At 48.8% G+C, this 20993-nt stretch carries 16 protein-coding genes and 1 pseudogene; 4 read left to right on the top strand and 13 right to left on the bottom strand.

Features of this window, described 5'->3' with window-relative positions:
* Window positions 1-137 precede the first annotated feature (137 nt).
* From hutI to M3661_RS21405, 6 genes are all read right to left on the bottom strand, one after another.
* Entirely contained in the window at window positions 138-1424 is a 1287-nt protein-coding gene (gene hutI, locus M3661_RS21430; protein ID WP_251488409.1) for an imidazolonepropionase, read from the bottom strand.
* Window positions 1425-1587: 163 nt separating this feature from the next.
* Window positions 1588-3252, bottom strand: coding sequence for a urocanate hydratase (gene hutU / locus M3661_RS21425; protein ID WP_251488406.1), 1665 nt, complete (start codon window positions 3250-3252; stop codon window positions 1588-1590).
* A 53-nt stretch (window positions 3253-3305) separates the two neighbouring features.
* A complete protein-coding gene (gene hutH / locus M3661_RS21420) occupies window positions 3306-4874 on the bottom strand; it encodes a histidine ammonia-lyase (RefSeq protein WP_285853186.1) in 1569 nt (522 codons plus the stop codon).
* Between the two features lie 220 nt (window positions 4875-5094).
* Entirely contained in the window at window positions 5095-6042 is a 948-nt protein-coding gene (locus M3661_RS21415; RefSeq protein ID WP_251488400.1) for an alpha/beta hydrolase, read from the bottom strand.
* Between the two features lie 84 nt (window positions 6043-6126).
* Complete coding sequence (locus M3661_RS21410; protein ID WP_251488396.1) at window positions 6127-7170, bottom strand: LLM class flavin-dependent oxidoreductase; 1044 nt, start codon at window positions 7168-7170, stop codon at window positions 6127-6129.
* A gap of 171 nt (window positions 7171-7341) precedes the next feature.
* The gene (locus M3661_RS21405; protein ID WP_251488549.1) at window positions 7342-8604 is read right to left on the bottom strand and encodes an MFS transporter; all 1263 of its coding nucleotides are present in this window, start codon (window positions 8602-8604) and stop codon (window positions 7342-7344) included.
* 250 nt (window positions 8605-8854) lie between these two features.
* Here M3661_RS21405 and M3661_RS21400 point away from each other — a divergent pair, with 250 nt between their 5' ends.
* Window positions 8855-9436, top strand: a complete 582-nt coding sequence (locus M3661_RS21400) for a TetR/AcrR family transcriptional regulator (protein ID WP_251488393.1) — start codon at window positions 8855-8857, stop codon at window positions 9434-9436.
* A 149-nt stretch (window positions 9437-9585) separates the two neighbouring features.
* Here the strand turns inward: M3661_RS21400 and M3661_RS21395 are convergent, their stop codons facing one another.
* The 4 genes from M3661_RS21395 to nadB all read right to left on the bottom strand — a co-directional run bounded on the left by M3661_RS21395 (window position 9586) and on the right by nadB (window position 14078).
* Window positions 9586-10242, bottom strand: a complete 657-nt coding sequence (locus M3661_RS21395; RefSeq protein WP_021259878.1) for a DJ-1/PfpI family protein — start codon at window positions 10240-10242, stop codon at window positions 9586-9588.
* Window positions 10243-10445: 203 nt separating this feature from the next.
* The gene (gene nadA / locus M3661_RS21390) at window positions 10446-11543 is read right to left on the bottom strand and encodes a quinolinate synthase NadA (RefSeq protein WP_251488390.1); all 1098 of its coding nucleotides are present in this window, start codon (window positions 11541-11543) and stop codon (window positions 10446-10448) included.
* Window positions 11544-11565: 22 nt separating this feature from the next.
* Window positions 11566-12399, bottom strand: coding sequence for a carboxylating nicotinate-nucleotide diphosphorylase (gene nadC / locus M3661_RS21385; protein ID WP_065290027.1), 834 nt, complete (start codon window positions 12397-12399; stop codon window positions 11566-11568).
* The gene (gene nadB / locus M3661_RS21380) at window positions 12381-14078 is read right to left on the bottom strand and encodes an L-aspartate oxidase (protein WP_251488387.1); all 1698 of its coding nucleotides are present in this window, start codon (window positions 14076-14078) and stop codon (window positions 12381-12383) included. Before nadB ends, nadC begins: the two co-directional genes overlap by 19 nt.
* Before the next feature lie 235 nt (window positions 14079-14313).
* Between nadB and M3661_RS21375 the strand changes: the two genes are divergently transcribed.
* Both M3661_RS21375 and M3661_RS21370 read left to right on the top strand, forming a co-directional pair.
* Window positions 14314-15459, top strand: a complete 1146-nt coding sequence (locus M3661_RS21375) for an IscS subfamily cysteine desulfurase (protein ID WP_065290025.1) — start codon at window positions 14314-14316, stop codon at window positions 15457-15459.
* Window positions 15449-15991 carry a transcription repressor NadR gene (locus M3661_RS21370; protein ID WP_021259883.1) on the top strand — a complete coding sequence of 181 codons (543 nt, stop codon included), beginning with the start codon at window positions 15449-15451 and terminating at the stop codon, window positions 15989-15991. Before M3661_RS21375 ends, M3661_RS21370 begins: the two co-directional genes overlap by 11 nt.
* A gap of 243 nt (window positions 15992-16234) precedes the next feature.
* Here the strand turns inward: M3661_RS21370 and M3661_RS21365 are convergent, their stop codons facing one another.
* Together M3661_RS21365 and M3661_RS21360 are read right to left on the bottom strand one after the other, a co-directional pair.
* Entirely contained in the window at window positions 16235-17398 is a 1164-nt protein-coding gene (locus tag M3661_RS21365) for an Ig-like domain-containing protein (RefSeq protein ID WP_251488383.1), read from the bottom strand.
* A 312-nt stretch (window positions 17399-17710) separates the two neighbouring features.
* Complete coding sequence (locus M3661_RS21360) at window positions 17711-18310, bottom strand: nitroreductase family protein (RefSeq protein ID WP_251488381.1); 600 nt, start codon at window positions 18308-18310, stop codon at window positions 17711-17713.
* A 337-nt stretch (window positions 18311-18647) separates the two neighbouring features.
* Here M3661_RS21360 and M3661_RS21355 point away from each other — a divergent pair, with 337 nt between their 5' ends.
* Window positions 18648-19607 carry an NADP-dependent oxidoreductase gene (locus M3661_RS21355; protein ID WP_251488378.1) on the top strand — a complete coding sequence of 320 codons (960 nt, stop codon included), beginning with the start codon at window positions 18648-18650 and terminating at the stop codon, window positions 19605-19607.
* A 158-nt stretch (window positions 19608-19765) separates the two neighbouring features.
* Here the strand turns inward: M3661_RS21355 and M3661_RS30835 are convergent.
* Window positions 19766-20917, bottom strand: a pseudogene (locus M3661_RS30835) (serine hydrolase domain-containing protein); the annotation flags it as partial.
* Window positions 20918-20993 lie beyond the last annotated feature (76 nt).

Genomic DNA, 20993 nt, shown 5'->3' with positions numbered 1-20993 from the left:
TCGGCAATTACAGTATTACGGTCGCTTCACCCTACCGCGTCCCGAATAGGCTGCCTTCATTTCCGGTTAATCACGGAAGGCAGCTTCTTCCGCTACACGCAGATGAGGAATGCAAGTATTCATCGCACACCTCCTCCTTACACTACTTGCGTCTTCAGGGTACGATTCCACACGACCTGCGTTCCGTTCTTGATTACACCGAATGTATGATTAATGCCGAAATGATATGGCAAGTAAGCTAGGTTAGGCGCATCAAAAATGGTCAAGTCCGCCCGCTTGCCGACTTCGATAGAGCCGATGTCTGCTGCGCGTCCGATCGCAGCAGCTGCATTCAACGTGCATGCTGTCAAAATCTCTTCAGGCTGCATTTTCAGATTCAAGGATGCCAGCATGATGATGAGCTGGATCGATTCCGTTGGACAAGATCCAGGATTGTAATCGGTGGAGAGTGCGACAGGCAGCCGGAACTTGTCGATCATATCGCGGGCGCGGGCATGCTGGGACAGACCAAGGTTGAAGGTCGTTCCCGGAAGCAAGACCGGAATCACGTTACCTGCGGCCAGACTGGACAATCCTTGATCAGTCGTCATCACCAAATGCTCGGCTGAGACCGCTCCTACCTCTTGGGCCAACTCAGAACCGCCTAAGGCTACAATTTCATCCGCATGAATTTTCGGAATGAGCCCATGGTGTCTGCCCTCCATCAAGATAACGCGGGATTGCTCCACGTCAAATACGCCTTCTTCGCAGAAGATGTCGCAAAATTCCGCTAATCCTTCTGCTGCAACGGCCGGGAGCATTTCCTCAATGATTACGGCCACGAATTCCTCTGTCCGTCCTTTATACTCTTCGGGTACAGCGTGTGCACCCATAAAGGTAGAGGCGATGTCCACCGGATGCGTATCATGAAGTCGACGCGATACTCGCAACTGCTTCAGCTCTGTCTCCAGATTCAGGCCATAGCCGCTCTTCGCCTCTATCGTCGTCACCCCTTGGAGCAGCATTTCATTTAGGCTTCGATAAGCCTTGTCGTATAGCTCTTGCTCGCTCCATTGCCGAGTTGATTTGACCGTGCTTAGAATTCCGCCGCCCTTCGCCAGGATGTCTAGATACGGCACGCCCAAACGCTTCATTGATAGCTCGTGCTCACGGGAACCGCCATGAACGAGATGCGTATGCGGATCGACTAATCCGGGAGTCACGATGCGGCCTCCGGCGTCAAGCGTCTCGCGAATAGCTGCTCCTGCCAAGGCAGCCATCACTTCATCCTTATGTCCTACCAATACGATCTTTCCTTTATTTATGGCAACAGCTGCATCCTTAATTTCCCGAATCTGTCCCATCTCATCCCCATATCTGGGCCCGTTACCTTCGGGGGTGTATAAGCATCCTATGCCTATTAGAAGCAAATCAATCTGTTCCAAATAAAAGCAACCTCCCTCGCTGTGTATTAAGATAAGGAAATATTCCGTTGGTACTTCGCCGTACTATCGGCAATTTCCCGTGCTGTCAGGACTGCTGGCGCATTGCAATGTTGATTCCGTGCTCTCAGGACTGTTGACGCATTGGAATACAGATTCCGTGCTCTCAGGACTGCTGCCGCATTGGAATACAGATTCCATGCTGCTCCGCGGTCGCAACCGCTTCATCATATCCTGCGTCTACGTGGCGGATGACTCCCATCCCCGGATCGGTCGTCAAGACGCTGCGCAGACGTTCCGCAGCTTCATCCGTGCCGTCGGCAACGACAACCATACCGGCATGCAAGGAATATCCCATGCCAACGCCGCCGCCATGATGGACAGATACCCAAGATGCTCCTGCCGATGTATTAATAAGTGCATTCAAGATTGCCCAGTCTCCTACAGCGTCGGAGCCATCCTTCATTGCCTCCGTCTCGCGGTTCGGGGAAGCAACGGAGCCGCAGTCGAGATGATCGCGGCCAATAACAATCGGAGCGCTTAGCTCGCCTGACTTCACCATCTCATTAATCGCTAAGCCGAACTTGGCGCGATCTCCATATCCGAGCCAGCAAATACGGGCCGGTAGACCTTGGAAGGACACCCTCTCTTGGGCCATCGTAATCCAGCGGCGCAAATGATCATTATCCGGGAACAGCTTCAATACGAGTTCATCTGTCTTGCGAATATCTTCTGGATCGCCCGATAAGGCAGCCCAGCGGAATGGCCCTTTGCCCTCGCAGAAGAGCGGACGAATATAAGCCGGAACAAAGCCTGGAAATGCGAACGCATCTTGTACACCTTGATCGAATGCCACTTGGCGAATGTTGTTGCCGTAATCGAACACAACAGATCCGAGCTTCTGCAAGTCCAACATCGCCTGCACGTGAACCGCCATACTGGCCTTCGCCAGCTCGATATAATGCTTCGGATCACGGACGCGAAGAGCAGCCGCATCCTCTAAGCTGTAACCAGCTGGGATGTAACCGTTGAGCGGATCATGAGCAGAAGTCTGATCGGTTACGAAGTCGGGCTTGATGCCGCGGCACACAAATTCAGGGAACAGCTCGGCCGCGTTGCCGAGCAGTCCGATCGATAACGCCCTCTGCTCATTGATTGCTTGCTGTGCGAGTTCCAATGCTTCATCTAGGGTCTCGGCCAATACATCACAGTAACGCGTTTCAATTCGGCGTTCAATCCGAGAACGATCTGCCTCGACTGCAATCACAACGCCATCGTTCATCGTCACAGCAAGAGGCTGGGCACCACCCATGCCGCCAAGACCGGCCGTTAATGTAAGCGTGCCGCGAAGCGACCCTCCTGCATGCTGACGAGCAGCTTCAGCGAACGTTTCATATGTGCCTTGGAGAATGCCTTGCGTCCCAATATAAATCCAGCTTCCCGCAGTCATCTGGCCATACATCATCAGCCCTTTGCGTTCGAGCTCACGGAAGTGATCCCAGTTCGCCCAATTCGGTACGAGCACAGAGTTCGACAAGAGCACGCGGGGTGCCCGCTCGTGTGTGCGGAATACACCGACCGGCTTGCCGGATTGAATAAGCAGCGTCTCGTCGCTCTCCAGCCGCTGCAGTTCACGGACAATGGCCTCGTAGGAAGGCCAGTTGCGTGCCGCCTTGCCAATCCCGCCATAGACCACCAAGTCTTCCGGTCGTTCCGCCACTTCTGGATCCAAATTGTTCATCAGCATGCGCATGGCTGCTTCCTGAACCCACCCCTTGCATGTCAATTCATTACCGCGCGGTGCACGAATGCTTCTCTTTACCTGATTCATCTTGTTACGCCTCCTTTTCATATGAAACCTGATGTTCTCTTCTTGTAGTCGACTTAATATAATCGGCCTGCTACTTCCTCTACGGCATGAAGGAACTCCCCTCTGCTAAGCGCAGATGCAACGGCTTCAATCTCCTTGCTTAAAGAGCGATCCGTCGTTACCGGCGGTACAAGCTTGCGCACCAAGTCGAAGAGCGCACGCGTCGAAGGAGCCAGCTTCTCTGCGCCTCGGAACTCGGCGGCTTCTGCCGCACAGATCAGTTCAATGGCCAGCACCTTGGACACATTGTCTACCACTTGTGCCGCATGGCGAGCAGCCGTCGTGCCCATCGATACATGATCCTCCTGATTGGCGGAGGAAGGGATCGAGTCGACGCTCGCCGGATGAGCCAGTACTTTGTTCTCCGAGACGAGCGATGCGCTCACGTACTGCGGAATCATCATGCCAGACGCCATACCAGGCTGATGGCTAAGGAAAGCGGGCAGCCCGCCTGACAATGCCGGATTGACTAGCCGCTCCGTGCGCCGCTCCGCTATGTTGGCTAGCTCGCTCATCCCTATTTTCAAGAAATCCATCGCAAACGCCATCGGCTGTCCATGGAAATTCCCGCCTGAGATGACTGTGCCCTGTTCCAAAAACAAGAGTGGATTATCGGTTGCTGCGTTCATCTCCACATTCAACTTATCCTCCACATAAGCAAGCACCTGTCGCGATGCGCCATGAACCTGAGGCAAGCAGCGCAGGGAATAGGCATCCTGCACACGAATGTCGCCTTGCTTCGTTGTCAACTGACTGCCGCTCAGCAGTGTTCTCAGATTGGCAGCGACGCCAATCTGCTCTGGATACGGCCGGACGCGCTGAAGCTCATCCGCGAACGCATCCGTAATCCCAAGCAAGCACTCCACCGTCAGAGCCGCGATCGCATCCGCCGTCTTGGCAAGCCGCAGTGCATGCACATAAGTCAGTGCACCGATTGCTGTCATAATCTGTGTGCCATTGATGAGCGACAGTCCTTCCTTGGCCTGCAGCTGCACGGGCTTCAGACCTGCCGATGCCAATGCATCATGACCGGACATGCGCGTCCCATGATAGACAGCTTCCCCTTCACCCATAAGAACCAGCGCCAAGTGCGACAATGGGGCCAAATCTCCGCTCGCGCCAAGTGATCCCTGCTCAGGGATCACCGGATGAACGCCCCGGTTGAGGCAATCGATGAGCAATTGAAGCGTTTCCAGACGAATGCCGGAGAAGCCCTTCGCGAGGGCGTTCGCCCGCAGCAGCATGATCGTGCGCACCGCTGCCTCTGGCAAGGAAGAACCAACGGCACAGGCATGGCTCCGAATTAAGTTGGCTTGTAATTCTGCCGAATCCTCCGGCGAAATCATGACATCGCTGAACTTGCCGAACCCAGTCGTCACCCCGTATACCACTTTATTCGCATCCACGAATTCCTCGACCATTTCACGGCATCGCGTGACGCGCTGCACGGCGTCGGACGCGAGGACCACTGGAGCGTAACCATAGGCAATCGCAGTCAGTTGACCTAGTGTCAATTGTCCTCCGTCCAGCGTGATTGGCCCCGTATGCTCTTTCTGTTGCAAATGTTTAACTGCCACAACCATCCCTCTCCTTTCTTGCTTTACCAAAAGAAAGAGGCTGTGCGGAAGTCGTTAGCTTCCACACAGCCTCTTGTTCAAAAGGGCCGACCTATGAAATTGCTCATCCCAGTAACAATGATGAACGCGCATCACTCTGCATCGCCCTTTCATTTGAATTAGATAGGCAAATATATCCATTTCATTTACTATTACATGTGTATTCATTTCTGTCAAGTATGGTGCATCAGCAGACTGAAGGATTAAGCGCCTTGGCCATCGCATCCACATAGCCCTGGCTTGCGCGTCGGCTCACTTCCGCGTCGGGGACGAACACTTCGAAGCCATGATAGCTTCCAGGATACAGATGGAACTCAACATCTACACCCGCTTCCGCAAGTCGAGTCACATAATCAATCGTCTCATCTCGGAACAGATCGAGCTGGCCAATACACGTATAGGTCGGCGGCAGCCCCGCCAAACTTTCTGCGCTCGACGGCACCGCATATGGGGATACTTCGCGAGTGTCGCTAGCATCTTCCAAATACATGTTCCAGGCTGCTACGTTATTCGTCCGGTTCCAGGTTGCGTTGTCGGCCATAACTTCATAGCTTGATGCCGACTTATTTCGGTTGTCGAGCATCGGATACAGCGGCATTTGGAAGATAAGGGCCGGACCGCCTTTGTCGCGAGCCATTAAGGCAAGCGCTGCGGTTAGACCGCCGCCTCCACTCGCACCAGCTATCGCGACTCGATCTACATCAATGCCTAACGATTCGGCTTTATTCGTCATCCATATCAGGCCGGCATAACAATCATCGATTGCAGCTGGGTAGGGATGCTCGGGAGCAAGTCGGTAATCGACCGATACAACGATGCAATTCGCTGCCTGCACGAAGCGTTCGCACAAGGTATCGTCCATATCCGGATGTCCCATTACATAGCCTCCTCCATGAATCCACAGCATGGCTGGAAGCTTGGCGCCCGTTCGCGAGGCAGGTTCGTATACTTTGGCCAACATCTCGCCTGCTGCCCCCGGAATCATCTGGCTTGTCGTATGTACATGCTCTGACTTCTCAATCGGAGGATTCGACAACAAGCTTCTGCTCCACGCTAATTTCTCCTCTAGTTGAAAACCTGGAAATTGTGCTAATGCCGCTCTTAATTCCGGCAATACCCGACTTTCAAAATTCATGTAAGCTCCTCCCATACTGAGATGTAGTTTCGAAGCACTTGTTCTATTATCTATAACAACTTTGCATTACGCTTGAATTCCCGCTTAAGCTTCCCACTTGCTAATTTCTTCCCGAACTCGTGGCGCAACCTCCGTCCCTAACAGCTCAATCGCTCTCATTACTTGGTCATGCGGCATCGTACTTAAGGGCACATACATCATAAAGCGTGTAATGCCTATGTGCTTGCGAAGGTGTATGATCTTGTGAGCAACCGTGTCCGGATCGCCAACATATAGCGCTCCTTCAAAGCTGCGGGCGGCGTCGAAGCTGGAACGGTCATAATACGCCCAGCCCCGCTCCTTGCCGAGTTTATTCATGCCTGCCTGGGTAGACGGGAAATACATATCAGCTGCTGATACCGTATCCTCTGCAACAAATCCTATCGAATGTGAACCGACCTGCAGCCTTGATTCATCATGACCAGCATGCGCGGCCGCTTTCTTATACAGCTGCACAAGCGGTGCAAAGTTCATCGGACTTCCACCAATGATCGCCAGCATCAGCGGCAGCCCTAGCAGACCTGCACGGATAGCGGACTCCTGATTCCCCCCGCTCCCAATCCATACCGGCAATGGATCTTGAACCGAACGCGGATACACGCCCTGATTGCGAATCGCTGGCCGATGACGCCCTGACCAGGTAACCCTCTCAGACTCTCTTATGTGGAGAAGCAATTCCAAATGTTCTTCAAATAACTCATCATAATCGTTCAAATCATAGCCAAACAGGGGAAAAGATTCGACAAAGGAACCCCGGCCCGCCATAATTTCAGCACGTCCATTTGAAATCCCATCAAGCGCAGCAAAATCCTGATATACGCGCACTGGATCTGCTGAAGAAAGTACCGTCACCGCACTCGTCAGCCGAATGCCCGACGTTCGTGATGCAGCCGCTGCCAACACGATTGCAGGTGAAGATGCCGCATAGTCCTCGCGATGATGCTCCCCTATGCCGAACACATCAAGTCCCACCTGATCAGCAAGTACAATTTCCTCTACGACTTCGCGCAGTCGCTGTGCGTGACTGATCACTTCACCAGTCTGAATATCCGGCTTTGTTTCTACAAACGAAGTAATACCAATCTCCACGGACAATCTCTCCTTATCGTATCGTTCACAGCATATCGAGTAGGCTTGAGAACATTTATTTAACGTCGTATACATCTTTATTTCGAGTGATTATTCAATTCTGTTGAGTGAGGTGATAAGCAATCCGATTCATGATGCTGAATCTGTAGATCATAGGACGCCAGCTTACCTTCATGCAGCAGCACCAACGCGTCTGGTTATTGTCCAAAAAAGGAGAGCTGCTGCACTGACAGAGGCTCCGAGCAAGCATACGCCTCCCCAGCCATAATGTGCATAGACATGGGTTGAAGCAATTGAGCCGCTTGCGCTGCCGATCGAATAGAACACCATGTATCCGGCAGTTAGTCGACTTCGCGCCTCTGCGCGCAAAGGAAGAATCATCGTCTGATTCGTGACGTGTACGGCTTGCACCGCCAAGTCCAGTAGAACTATGCCAATCATTAATGCGAATAAGGACTGCTCCGTATAGCGGATGAACAACCATGAGAGCAGCAGTAGAACCAGAGAAAAGCCCGTCGTTCTCTGTCCATAGCCTCGATCAGCCAGCTTCCCCGCTCGTGCTGCCGCTAAAGCTCCGGCAACACCCGCTAGTCCAAACGCCCCGATAGCACTGTGTGAAAGCGATAGCGGCGGCGCACTAAGCGGCAGTACGAGTGAAGTCCACAAAATGCTGAAATCAGCAAAAATCAGCAGCGCCAGGACAGAGCGGATACGCAGCATCCGTTCTTGTACAAACAACGTAATCACGGATCCGAGCAGCTGAGGATAGGACAGTGATTTGACTTCACGCTCCATATGGGACAGCACTCTAGCAAACATACAAACGATAAATAGCAGCAGCGCGGCGGAGACTAGATATACGGCACGCCAACCTGCAAGATCCGTTACAATACCAGCAATGGATCGGGCAAGCAGAATGCCTATGACAATTCCGCTTGTGACAATGCCAACGACGCGTCCTCGTTCAGCGGGAGCAGCCATCGTTGCCGCAAGCGCCACAAGCGTCTGCGTCACTACGGCAAGCAGTCCCACCAATGCCATGCCAACAAATAGAACGGTACTGGTAGGAGCAGTTCCCACAATAACGAGAGCAATCATGGACAATAGCATCTGTCCAATAATTAACCGGCGTTGGTTCAACATATCCCCAAGCGGTACCAGCAGAAGCAATCCCAGCCCATAAAAGATCTGAGTGATCGTAATAACGATGCCGATAATCGAATGCTCAATACCAAACTCAACCGACAGCTGATCGAGCAGTGGCTGGGCGAAGTAGATATTGGCGACAGACATGCCGCAAGCAGCCGCAAACAACAGAATCACATAACGAGACATCGTCGTGCGCTGATCAGAATCAAGCGTAAGCTGTGATTCCTGTGCGGAATTCCCCTTGGAATGGGCATGAATCGCTGCCTTTTCTAGAACCTCCTCCATGTTGGACACACTTTACCTCCATTCGCTTAACTTAGTGATTATCATACTGTACCGATCGGTATGTTATAATTCCCAGTTAATATAGCTCACGCCAACTCCTATTGTCAACAAGTATATTTGACTTCATTAGCGTTTATTGAAATGTCCATCCTCTCTCAATTAGGGTAGTCCGATCTATATTTGACAAAAAGAACAGCAAATCATAAAATAATAACATACTGGTCAGTACGTAAAAAGAGAGGTATGTATTGTGGCAAGAACTCGCGAATTTAACGAAGATAAAGTATTAGATGCAGCCATGCAGCTATTTTGGGAGAAGGGATATGAGGCTACCTCGTTGAGCGATTTAACCTCCCGAATGGGTATTCAGCGCCCTAGCATATACGCTGCCTTTGGAGACAAAAAGGAATTGTTCGAAACTGCGCTGCGCAAATACATGATGTCCCGGGCTTCTGAGACACGTGACAAGCTTCAAAGCCACTCTTCTGTCAAAGAAGCATTTGCTGCGTTTTTTGCAGATGTGGTTGCTGAGGAATATGCAGGTGATTGCAGTCGGGGGTGTTTTTGCATTAATACCATGGTCGAACTTGCGCCTCATGATGAGAAATTCGAAATTCTAACAAGAGAACATCAAATGTACTTGTCTGTCATTTTTCAAGAAACGATAGAACGCGGGATTCAATCAGGCGAGCTCGATGCTCATATAGAAGCGAAGGCTTTGTCCCAAGCGCTCATCATCTCGCTAATTGGACTGACTGTTATGTTGAAGTCTCGTCCTCAGCAATCATTTATTGATAATGCGATCAGAGCGACGCTTGCGTTGCTGAAGTAATGTAATGTAGGTCGTCTAGGAAATGAAAAAGCAGCAGTCTAGCATCCGAATAAAGTCCTAGACTGCTGCTTTCTATTTTCAGCTGCTGATATATCTCTCTGTTCTAATCCTCGCCTGTCTGTATCCAGACCTGATAGACGTATTACGATTTATAAATTCGGCTCCTGCTGTGAGAACTGTTGAAGCATTCCTCTTATCTGTTCTACCAATGGGGCCGGCGCTTTATGGGGCGAACCTGCATCAAACGGAGGCTGAGGATCATATTCCAAGATCAACTGCACTCCTTTGCTCATCTCTTCACCCATTTCCCAGGCTACCAATTGGAGTGCCATGTCGATACCGGAAGAGATGCCTGCCGCTGTGACGATTTTGCCATGGCGAACCACTCTCTCATCTGTTGGAATGGCTCCAAGCGAACGAAGAAGTTCGAAGGATCCCCAATGACTTGTCGCCTTGGCACCATTCAACAAGCCAGCAGCACTCAAAATCAAGGAACCGTTGCACACCGATGTCGTCCAAGTCGTGGTCTCATGCAATTGGCGTATCCAATTCAACGTCGCTTCATCATTCATCGGAGCTTTATAGTTTGGCGGGCTGCAGCCAGGCACGACAAGAATATCAGCTGAAGTAATCTCCGAAAAGCTGTAATCGGCATGCATATAGCCCATTTTCGAATCTAATTTAATCAACCCTTTTTCTTTGGCGACAAACTTCACTTTGCATTTCATTGTAGCCGCAAATACTTCATAGGGCCCAATTGCGTCTAAGGCTGTGATTCCATCGTATAGCATGATTGCGATTTCCATCCAAGACCTCTCCCTTACGCATGGTGTTTGATTCGTATTCACACACAGTATACCATACCCCCCTATAGTATATTGGTGTCGATACTGTGAAACCATTGCTGGGTATAATGGAAAATAGCGTGTACATTCTCTATGCACCTGCGGCTCTCAATCAGCAATATATAGTTATCTCCAAAAATGCGCTCGCCTCTAATAGCTCTTACCTAAATCTGCAGCATTCGATCCAGCGCCTTAACAGCATCGACCTTGATCGATTCCGGCACCGTAATAATGCCTACCGGCTTGCCTTGGTCAATCTGCTCCAATGACCAGAGCAAATGAGGCAGGTCGATCCGATTCATCGTTAAGCATGGGCACATATTCGGATTGAGCGATTCAATCTGCTTATCCGGGTGAGTATGGATGATGCGGTTCACGAGATTCATTTCCGTTCCGACGGCCCATTTCGTTCCGGGTTCCGCGGCATTGATCGTATCAATGATATACTTCGTGGATCCTGCATAATCCGATAACGCAACGACTTCACGCGAGCATTCAGGATGAACGATAATCTGAATCTCTGGATCTCGCTCCCGAACACTGCGAATATTGTCTACCGTGAACTTCTCATGTACTGAACAATGCCCCTTCCATAAGATAACCTGAATGGCTTGCACATCCTCACGATCTGTCACCAGTTCGCCCAGCTCCGGATCCCACAACGCCATGTCGTGCAGCGAAATGCCCAGATCATAAGCCGTATTCCGCCCTAGATGCTGATCCGGCAGGAAGAGGATTCGTTCCTTCTGCTTGAACGCCCATGCCAATACTTCCTTCGCGTTAGATGAAGTTACTGTCGCGCCTCCATGTCGGCCAACGAAGGCTTTAATCTCAGCCGATGAATTGACATAGGTTAACGGAATAATGGTGTCTCCATACACTGCCTGCAGACGTTCCCACGCCACCTCGGTCTGCTGCATATTGGCCATATCCGCCATCGAACAGCCAGCACGCATATCTGGGAGCACAACGACTTGACTCGGAGATGACAGCATGTCAGCCGTCTCTGCCATGAAGTGAACACCACAAAAGACAATAAACTCTGCATCTGTAATTCGCTGAGCAAGCTGCAGCGAGTCCCCTGTAATGTCGGCAAACTGAATGACCTCATCCTTCTGATAATGGTGGCCGGGAATCAACAATCTCGAGCCGAATCGCTGCTTGATATCACGCACCCGCTGCTCCATCTCTTCCACACTCAGCCGCTTATAGTGCTCAGGCATCATGCCATGTTCGCCTCTCATCACTTCCAATATGGACATCGTCTCTCTCCTCCTCTGTTCCTTAACGAAGTTCTACATCCATGCTAATGTCTAAACTGTGTACCGAATGAGTCAAAAATCCGAGCGATATATAATTCACACCTGTTCCCCGATACTGGTGAAGAGTATTAAACGTAATGCCGCCTGATGCCTCAGTTATGATGCTTCCTGGTGTTAATGACGCGAAGTGCTTCACTTCTTCCGGTGAGCGGTTATCGAACATAATGACATCTGCCTGCGCGGCAATAGCCTCCAACAGCTGTGCCTCCGATTCAATCTCTACCTCAATCCGAATCATGTGGCCGGCATAAGATCGCGCTCGTCTAACCGCCTCTGTGATCGAGCCGCAAGCCGCAATATGATTGTCCTTGATCATAATGCCGTCATATAGACCGAAGCGATGATTATAGCCGCCGCCTACACGCACCGCATACTTGTCGAGCATGCGCAGACCCGGCATCGTCTTGCGCGTATCACAAATTCGGGTATGCTCGTCATCGAGCAGCCGAATCGCTTGTCGCGTCTGAGTCGCAATCGCAGACATGCGCTGCAGCAAGTTCAGGACAACGCGCTCTCCAGTCAGCATTGCTCCCGCAGGTCCCTGTAAGACTGCTATTGGTTCTCCCTTAGATAGAGAGTCCCCATCTCGCTTCTGTAAGGAAATCTGAATCCCCTCTGACATCAGCCGAAAGCCCTCTGTAATGACATCCGTCCCTGCAAGCAATCCAGCAGCCTTACTTTTAATAACCGCTTCGCACTGTTCGCCGTCAAATAGAAATGACGATGTCTGATCCCCGCTTCCGATATCCTCCGCATAGAAGGATTCCAGCAGCCGTCTTAACTGAAAACGTTCCATGATGGCACAATCCTTTCGTTACGCACAATTTGAATTCCTGTCAGGGAATGGACAATTTGTCTACTTCCCCAATTATGATAATCACGATTCGGACAATCGCTCCGGTAATGAGCCCCGCGGCTCTCCTCCCGCAGCAAAGCAGACTCGGTAACAAGCTGTGCCAGCTGCCACAAGTTCGCAAGCTCCAGCTGTTCCCTTGTGATTTTTTGCACTTTCAAGGCCTGTGTCGGCATCTCCATTAACCACTGCTTCATGCCCTGCAATTGTTCCCGATTCCGTTCAATTGCTGCTGCCGCCGTCATTCTACGCTGAAGCTCAGCAAGCGACGTCTGCGGAACCTGTATCGAAATGGAGTGCTGCACATTACCATCAACTATTTCAGCCTCGACTTCTTTAGCCCTGCCTACTTCGCCAGTAATTGCTGCTTCACCCGTGAATGCTTCAGTCGCTCTGGCTCCTCTGACAACGTTTGCTTCAGACTTGTCGGCCCATGATCCCAGTTTCCCGAGTTCACTCGCACGAATTCGCATTGCCGCCCTGCGCCCTGTAACTAGTGCTTCCAGCAATGAATTGCTCGCTAGGCGATTAGCTCCATGGAGTCCGTTGCAGCCGGCTTCCCCAATCGCAAATAATCCGTGAATACTGCTCTCTGCCCATTCATTAACTTGAATGCCCCCCATGAGGAAGTGCATGCCCGGGGCTACTGGAATCCGTCCCTTCTCCAGATCTACACCAGCTTCTTCACAAAGTCGTGTAATACTCGGGAAGCGACTTCGAAACTCTAGACATGCTTGAATATCTATATACACCGCATGCCCTTGCTGCATCTCTTCATGAATTACACGAGCTACGACATCACGTGGAGCCAAATCCTTAAGTTCATGTCTGCCTTCCATAATCCGGCGGCCATGCTCGTCAATTAACACACCGCCTTCCCCGCGCACCGCTTCGGACACTAGTCCATAGCTGCGGTCATCCTTCACAAGCAGCGTCGGATGGAACTGCATGAATTCTAGATCCGTTAGATGCGCTCCTGCACGATAGGCCAGCATCAGCCCATCGCCGGTTGCAATCTGATGATTGCTGTGATGGCGATACAGGCTGCCACATCCACCTGTGGCTAACACGACATGATCAGCATGAAGCATCTCGATCTGCCCTTCCTTGCTTCGGAGAACAACACCATTACAGTGTCCTTTCTCCACAAGAAGATCTATTACAGTAACAAATTCACGTATATGAACATGTCTTGGGATCTGTTGCAGCAAATACTCCACCAGCATCCTGCCAGATGCATCGCCACCAGCATGAAAGATCCGATTCGCACGATGAGCACCTTCACGTCCCAGCATTAGCCTGCCATCGCGATCACGGTCAAAAGGAAACTGAGCCTCTACAAGCTCAAGCATAATTTCCTTGCCCTCCCGAATGACCATCTGCACCATGTTCAGGTCGTTATGCCCCGCTCCGGCTTCAAGTGTATCTGCGATATGACTAAGCATCGTATCATCGGGCAAGTAAGAGGTAGCAATCCCCCCTTGTGCCAGAATTGAGTTGCTGTCTGACACCTTTCCCTTGGTTAATACAGTTGCGTGTATATGTGGAGGCAGCGAGGATAATAACGACAATGCCGCGACTCCAGAACCCACAACAATAACGGAGTGTTCTCCCTTTTCCATATCTCTTCACTTCTTTATTTCGAAAATAAGTGCATGAACTTTACAGACGAACAATCATATAATATATATGTGTCTTTACACCTGTATTGACAGTAAATCTGATACAACATTACAATAAGCTCAGTCACTTTGCAAGCAAGGATTTTGATAAAGGCAACTCATTCCTGGATAGACATAGGAAAAGTGACTGCATGATGAGTAACAAATAACAAGAATATAAAGGGGACTTTCACCGTTGATATATTTGGATTACGCCGCTGCTGCACCTATGGATGAACGGGCGCTGCACCTACTAACCGAATTGAGCCGCGAAGCATACGGCAATAGTCACAGCCTTCATGACACAGGCGGCCGTGCAGCAAATGTGCTGGAATACTGCCGAGAGAAGCTTGCAAGTATGATAGGTGGAGTTAAGGAAGGCATGTATTTTACGAGCGGAGGATCAGAGTCAAATCTATTGACGATTCAATCCATTCTGAACGGGTTGCCAGAGGGGAGAAAGCATCTTGTCACAACGGTAATGGAGCACGCCTCCATCCGTAATGCCATTCCCTATCTGGAACGGCTAGGATACCGGGTGACGCTCATTGAGCCAAATACGAGAGGTATCATTACGAAGGAAATTCTTAAACAAGCACTTGAACCGGACACAGGCTTAGTATCCATTCAGCATGCCAATTCCGAGACAGGAATTGTGCAGCCGTTGGCAGAGCTGTCGCCTCTACTCAGAGCACGAGGCATTTTCCTGCATAGTGATATGGTTCAGACATTTGGCAAGCTCCCGATTGATATCCGCCAGCTGGGAGTGGATGCCTGCTCGTTGTCCAGCCACAAAGTGTATGGCCCCAAAGGGGTGGGAGCCGCCTTCCTTCACCCACGCGTCCCTTGGCAGCCTGTCCTTCCAGGAACCAATCATGAACGCGGATTTCGTGCGGGCACAGTCAATGTTCCCGGTATTGGCGCCTTCGTGACCGCAGCCGAACATTGCGTAGAGAATCAAGCCGAGCTGTTCTCACACTTCCGGCAGCTTCATACTTATTTGTTCACCCAAGCTGGGCGGCTTGGAATTCCACTTACCCCTGCTGTTAGCGAACAAAACGCCGAAGTTGCTCCACATATTGCCGGGTGCCTCTTTGACGGGATGGAGGGCCAATATGTTATGCTAGAATGTAATCGCAACGGAATCTGCATTTCGACCGGAACGGCCTGTGCAGCAGGCCATCAGGAGCATTCCCCCTCTCTTGCCGCTATTGGACTTTGCAAGGAGGAAGCGCTTCGGTTTATCCGCATTTCCTTCGGCAGATCCACAACTACTGAGCATCTGGACAGCCTATTAACATTGCTGGCGTCCTTGAAAGGAGCAAATCCAATTGGCGACTAACATCAAGCTGACAGGCGAAGAGCGCCGAACGAAGCTGCTGGATTGGCTGAAGTCCTCCTCCCCACTCACGGGAACCGAGTTGGCCCAACGAGCCAATGTATCACGCCAAGTAATCGTGCAAGATATGACCTTGCTAAAGGCGCGCAATGAACCCATTCTCGCGACTAGCCAAGGATACGTATACATGGATCAAAGCACAAAAGAAAACGCCTCGTTGTTCGAGCGAGTAATTGCTGTTCAGCACGCACCCGAGCAAAGTGAGGAAGAACTGCTGCTTATCGTCGATTATGGCGTAGGCGTCAAGGATGTTATCGTGGAACACCCCATATACGGGCAAATCTCGGCACAAATCCGCGTCAATACCCGCAAAGAGGTATATGATTTCATGAACAATATCCGCAGCAGCGGAGCAGCCTTCATCTCAGAGCTTACGAACGGAATTCATCTCCATACCTTGACCTCCCCAAGCGAAGAGCGATTGGATGAAGTATGCGAAGCACTCAAAAAGGTCGGGTTCCTTATTACGGACTAAGCACGGGCACATTCTTACGGATAGAGGTCTAATTGACGTCTACATAGTTCCTGTGAAATGAAGAGATTCTCGATAATGGCAAATGAAAAGCGGCAGTATCAGGAATGACGAATCCTGAGCTGCCGCTTTCCGATATATACATCTTCATGACGCTAACATCACGAGCAACACGAACATCATGCTTTACTTCTACAGGTCATCAACCTGTGAAGGCCTTGTATAGAACTAGAACTCAAGATCATCCTACTCTACTGTGATACGCAGAGATACTTGTTTGCCGCCATATGAAAAGGTAAGGACAGCCTTCCCTTTACTTACTGCAGTGATCATCCCTTGATTGGCGGTCGCCTTGCCATTCGACTTCGACTTGGCAAGTGACGTGACATCGGAAGTGTTACCACTGCTGTATACGGCCTGTACTCGATAGCTCGTCGATTGATGAGGCGCAAGCTTCGCCGTCGATGCCACAACGGTCAGCTTTTTCAACTTTGGTGTGACTTGAACCGGGATTTCAAACGTACGATCACCGTACACGCCCACAATTCTCGTCGTTCCCTCCGTAAGTCCTTTTACGCCGGAAACGGTTACTTTGGCAATTTGATCATTGCCGGACTTCCATGCTATCTTGCCAGCAAGAGACACCTTTTTGCCGCTCGATAAAGTGCCGATTACTTTAATGGGCTTCGCAGCTCCCGCTTCCACCACGAGAGATGTAGGCTGAACATCAATACTCACCAAGTTTTCCTGTAGTACAACGGGAAGAGTTACACCTTTCCCTCCATAATACAGTTTTACACTGACGCTTCCCTTTGGCTGCCCCACCGCCGTAACGACACCGCTGCCAACATCGATGCCCTGACCTGACGCTTTCGCCGTCACCAGTGAAGTTACATCTCTTGTGCTCCCGCCCGCATAGACCGCTTGAACGGAAAAAGCCGCAGACTTCCCGGGAGACAGTACCACCTTCGTAGGAGTTACAATTAGTTTTTTAATCGTAGCAGTGACGTGTACGAAAATATCGAACCTTTGTTGACCATATACGCCTGTAACGGTCGTACTTCCTTCCGCCACGCCCTTGATCGTTGCGCCGCTCATTTTCACAACTTGCTCGTTGCCTGACTGCCATTGCACCTTCGATCCAAGCGATACTTTTTTGCCATTAGATTCATATCCGTATACTTTAATCGACTTGGAGGAACCCGCACCTAATGTGACAGAATTAGATGGACTCACGTCATATTTCACAAACTCCTTAACGGAACCTGGCTGATTGCCGTATGTCACCGATACCGCGTCGCTCTGGGCATATAAACTTGTTGGGCATGATAAGGCCAGGATAAGCATCGAACAAACGATGAGCCACCCAATGCCGATGCGGCCTTTTCTAACTTCAATTACTGACTTCATAATTTCTCCTCTCTCGACAATTAGGTTCTCTGTGTATAGTTAACGATTAGACTATGGTGGAATCAAAAAAGTTCACCTGTCCAATTATTTACTATATTATTTATTAACGGCTTATCGTGAGAAAAAGTGAACATCTCGCACGCGGTATAAGGTTTCCTTCTCAATCCTCCAGCTAGGTTATGTAAGAAACTACTGCAAAGAAAATCAATCTTGATGAAGATTACTCATTGGCACAAAAAAAGAATCCATTTTGAATAATGACAAATCAAAATGGATTCTTTGTATTGAATGTTCCGTTTACATAGTACTTAATTATTTATGAAACTTTACACGCTCTTCTAACGGTTTGAATTGCTTTTCACCTGGTGCAGCTGTTGGATTACCAAATGGCATTTGCGCAATAAGTTTCCAATTAGCAGGGATATTCCATTCTTTTTTCACTTCATCATCAATCAGTGGATTGTAATGCTGCAAAGATGCTCCCAATCCTTCTGCTTCCAATCCTGTCCATACCACTAATTGGTGCATACCTGATGCTTGGTTTGACCAAATTGGGAAGTTGTCAGCATATGCAGTAAATTGTTCTTGAAGTGATTTCACTACAGCCTCATCTTCAAAGAATAATACAGTACCATAACCTGCTTTGAAGGAATCCATTTTTTGTTGTGTTCCAGAAAAGTCTCCATCACCAACTACTTTTCTCAATGTTTCCGTTGTAATGTCCCATAATTTATTATGTGCCTCACCAGACAATACAACCAAACGCGAAGATTGTGAATTGAACGCTGACGGAGTGTGTTTCACAGCAAATTCGACGATTTCTTTGATTCTTTCATCTGATACTTTGACCTCTTTATTGATTCCGTAGTAAGTACGTCTTTCTTTAAGTGCAGTATAGAAATCTTTTGCCATCGTTTTCTTCCTCCTAAATTCGATTATCCTTTAAATCGATATATGTTGTGGAAACATGTGTAAATAAATTAATTGCATCATTTTCAATACTTTTTCATCCATCCTCAATTAATGTATCCTGCGTGTTTCGCATTTATACAAATATGAACAACAGCTATTTGGGATGGCACCACTTTATCTTGGACTAGAGTATCTCTAATTCGAGATAATTATATAAAATAAAATGAATATAGTCAACAAGAAAGAAAAATGACTTTTGAATTTGAATTATCTATACTAAATGAAATAACAAGTAAATAACCTACCGCACTTCCAATATAGAAGGAGAGATTTTGATATGAAAGGGATTGGCATTGAAACATACGGAGATGAAACGACGCTTATGTTGGTTCACGTTCCGACAGAACCAGTAGGCCCAAACGACCTGCTCATTACGATAAAAGCTAGTGGGGTGAACCCTGTAGACTGGAAAGTACGGGAAGGATACTTGAAAGAAAGCTTTCCGTATCAACTTCCTCTGATCTTGGGGTGGGATGCGGCAGGTAAAGTGGCGGCTGTCGGAACGGATGTAACCAAATTTCAAGTAGGAGACAATGTGTTCTTCAGTCCAGAAATGGAGAAGCAAGGCACGTACGCCGATGAGATTGTTGTTCCTGCAAATCTTGTTGCTCCAATGCCTCGTTATATGACGTATGTTGAGGCAGCATCCCTTCCACTCGTGGGCCTTACCGTATGGCAGGCTCTCGTAGAAGTGGGAAATGTTCAGGCAGGGGATCGCGTGCTTATTTTAGCTGGAAGTGGTGGAATTGGATCCTTTGCCATTCAATTGGCGAAAGCGCTGGGAGCTCATGTGACCACGACAACAAGCGCTAAAAACATCGATTTTGTAAAAGAGTTAGGCGCAGATCAAGTGATTGCATACGATCAGGAAAGCATCCGAGATTCAGGACTAGAGTTTGATTTCATGCTCGATACGCTCGGTGGTTCTTCATTCGAAGAGGCATTATATTGCATGAAGTTGAACGCAACGGTGGCTACCATATTCGGTGGGCCAGATGAAGTTCGACCTGATTCCATAAATAAAATAGAAGCAGAGCGTCAATTAAACATTAAGTACGTGTTCACGCGTCCCGATGGCGAAAACATGAATCATATTCGCAAACTGGTTGAATCACAAAAAATTAGACCAATCGTAGGGGAAGTCTACCCGATGACGGTTGATGGAGTAAGAAGAGCACATCTGTCTAATCAAACAGGACGAACACGAGGTAAGATCGTTCTAAGCAGAGAGGATTGAACATCTTTTTTACTAGATGTAAGTTGTATCCGTATTTGTTCTATAAAAGATGTAATAAATGAATAAATGGCCCATAAAAAAGTAAAAAAGTGCTGTCTCCAAGGTCGATAATGATCTTAGAGACAGCACTTTGAACTTTTATCTTTGGACAAGCCTCCCTACTCCTTTTTCAATGAAATCTCAAATATAGAGCCGACCTCTCCAGCAAATACAACCCTTCCGTTATCCGGCAGCACAACTTGATTGTTACCGCTGACCACGGTGTGATTGATACATATCCCCGCCTAAGTTCCAGCGAATCTCGGCCAGCCATCGTTGGAATTTGCAGTTTGTTGACTGCTTTGTTTGCATCAATGATTGTAATATTCAACACATAACCAGAAACATCCTTCACGCTATTCAATTGTAGAATCGGCTTTGCATTAAAATAAGTCATCGACGAATATTTCTCACTTAACACGTAATATTTTTTATTTTCATGCTCTTTCCATGCAGCTGCAGTATCGGGCGATAATTCGTTGGCCTCTAGCCTCTCTGCCTTATACTCTGAAATAGCGATCTGTCCAAGCTTAGGTATCGAAATATAGGAACGCGCCGCCCAGAGGAAAGTACGTCCATTTTTCTCAACAACGAATTTGTATTTTTGCGAGCCATCCTCATTTACAAACGAAACATCATTGCTTTTACCGATTTGGGAGATAGAATTCCAACGACTTCTCCTGTGAATATCCGCGAGAATGTAACCAGATCTTCAGCAGTGGAGTAAATCCCTCCGCTTGCAATGACATTATAATTTTCTGTGGGAAGCTGTCCCTCATAATTAGGATGATAGACCCCCGCCAATATCGCTGGATTTACAATATCCTGCGGAGTTTTTGTATTGTTCATTTGCAGAGGCATGGTGAAATACTTGTGTATAAATGCTGTAAAGTCCATGCCGCTAACTCGCTCTACCACTATTTCAGCTAACGAAAACCAACGTTATTATATATTGAGTATGCACCCGGATCTGCTTGTAAGTCCTGAACCGCCAATTCTTTCAACAAGGTATCATGTGCATACGTGTCATGATCATCGAACAAGGTTGAATTTGGACCAATGTATCCGTGAAGACCGGAAGAATGATTCAGCAGCATGCGGGGTGTAATCTGTGTATAACGGCTGTCTCTCATTGTAAAGTCGGGTATATAGGTGACAACGGGCACATCTAAATCTAGTTTTCCATCGTCTACTAGCTTCATAACAGCCGCTGTGAGTATCATCTTGCTCGTTGAACCGATGCCATATATGGTATTGGAAGTGAGCGATACAACAAATGTCGATATTATGACTCTCTTAATTTGCCAGCTACAAATGTCGATATTTAAAGGATGAGTTCAATTCTGT

Source organism: Paenibacillus sp. MER 180 (assembly GCF_023713665.1).
GTDB lineage: Bacteria > Bacillota > Bacilli > Paenibacillales > Paenibacillaceae > Paenibacillus_B > Paenibacillus_B suaedae.
Note: the sequence above shows the minus strand (reverse complement) of the source record. Positions and strands in the feature narration are given on the sequence as shown.

Excerpts from the sequence above, each read along its gene's own strand:
- M3661_RS21415 (WP_251488400.1), bottom strand. The coding sequence starts at position 6,042 with ATGAATTTTGAAAGTCGGGTATTGCCGGAATTAAGAGCGGCATTAGCA.
- hutH (WP_285853186.1), bottom strand. The coding sequence starts at position 4,874 with ATGGTTGTGGCAGTTAAACATTTGCAACAGAAAGAGCATACGGGGCCA.
- nadB (WP_251488387.1), bottom strand. The coding sequence starts at position 14,078 with ATGGAAAAGGGAGAACACTCCGTTATTGTTGTGGGTTCTGGAGTCGCG.
- M3661_RS21355 (WP_251488378.1), top strand. The coding sequence starts at position 18,648 with ATGAAAGGGATTGGCATTGAAACATACGGAGATGAAACGACGCTTATG.
- M3661_RS21360 (WP_251488381.1), bottom strand. The coding sequence starts at position 18,310 with ATGGCAAAAGATTTCTATACTGCACTTAAAGAAAGACGTACTTACTAC.
- M3661_RS21405 (WP_251488549.1), bottom strand. The coding sequence starts at position 8,604 with ATGGAGGAGGTTCTAGAAAAGGCAGCGATTCATGCCCATTCCAAGGGG.
- nadA (WP_251488390.1), bottom strand. The coding sequence starts at position 11,543 with ATGTCCATATTGGAAGTGATGAGAGGCGAACATGGCATGATGCCTGAG.
- nadC (WP_065290027.1), bottom strand. The coding sequence starts at position 12,399 with ATGGAACGTTTTCAGTTAAGACGGCTGCTGGAATCCTTCTATGCGGAG.
- hutU (WP_251488406.1), bottom strand. The coding sequence starts at position 3,252 with ATGAATCAGGTAAAGAGAAGCATTCGTGCACCGCGCGGTAATGAATTG.
- M3661_RS21365 (WP_251488383.1), bottom strand. The coding sequence starts at position 17,398 with ATGAAGTCAGTAATTGAAGTTAGAAAAGGCCGCATCGGCATTGGGTGG.
- M3661_RS21395 (WP_021259878.1), bottom strand. The coding sequence starts at position 10,242 with ATGGAAATCGCAATCATGCTATACGATGGAATCACAGCCTTAGACGCA.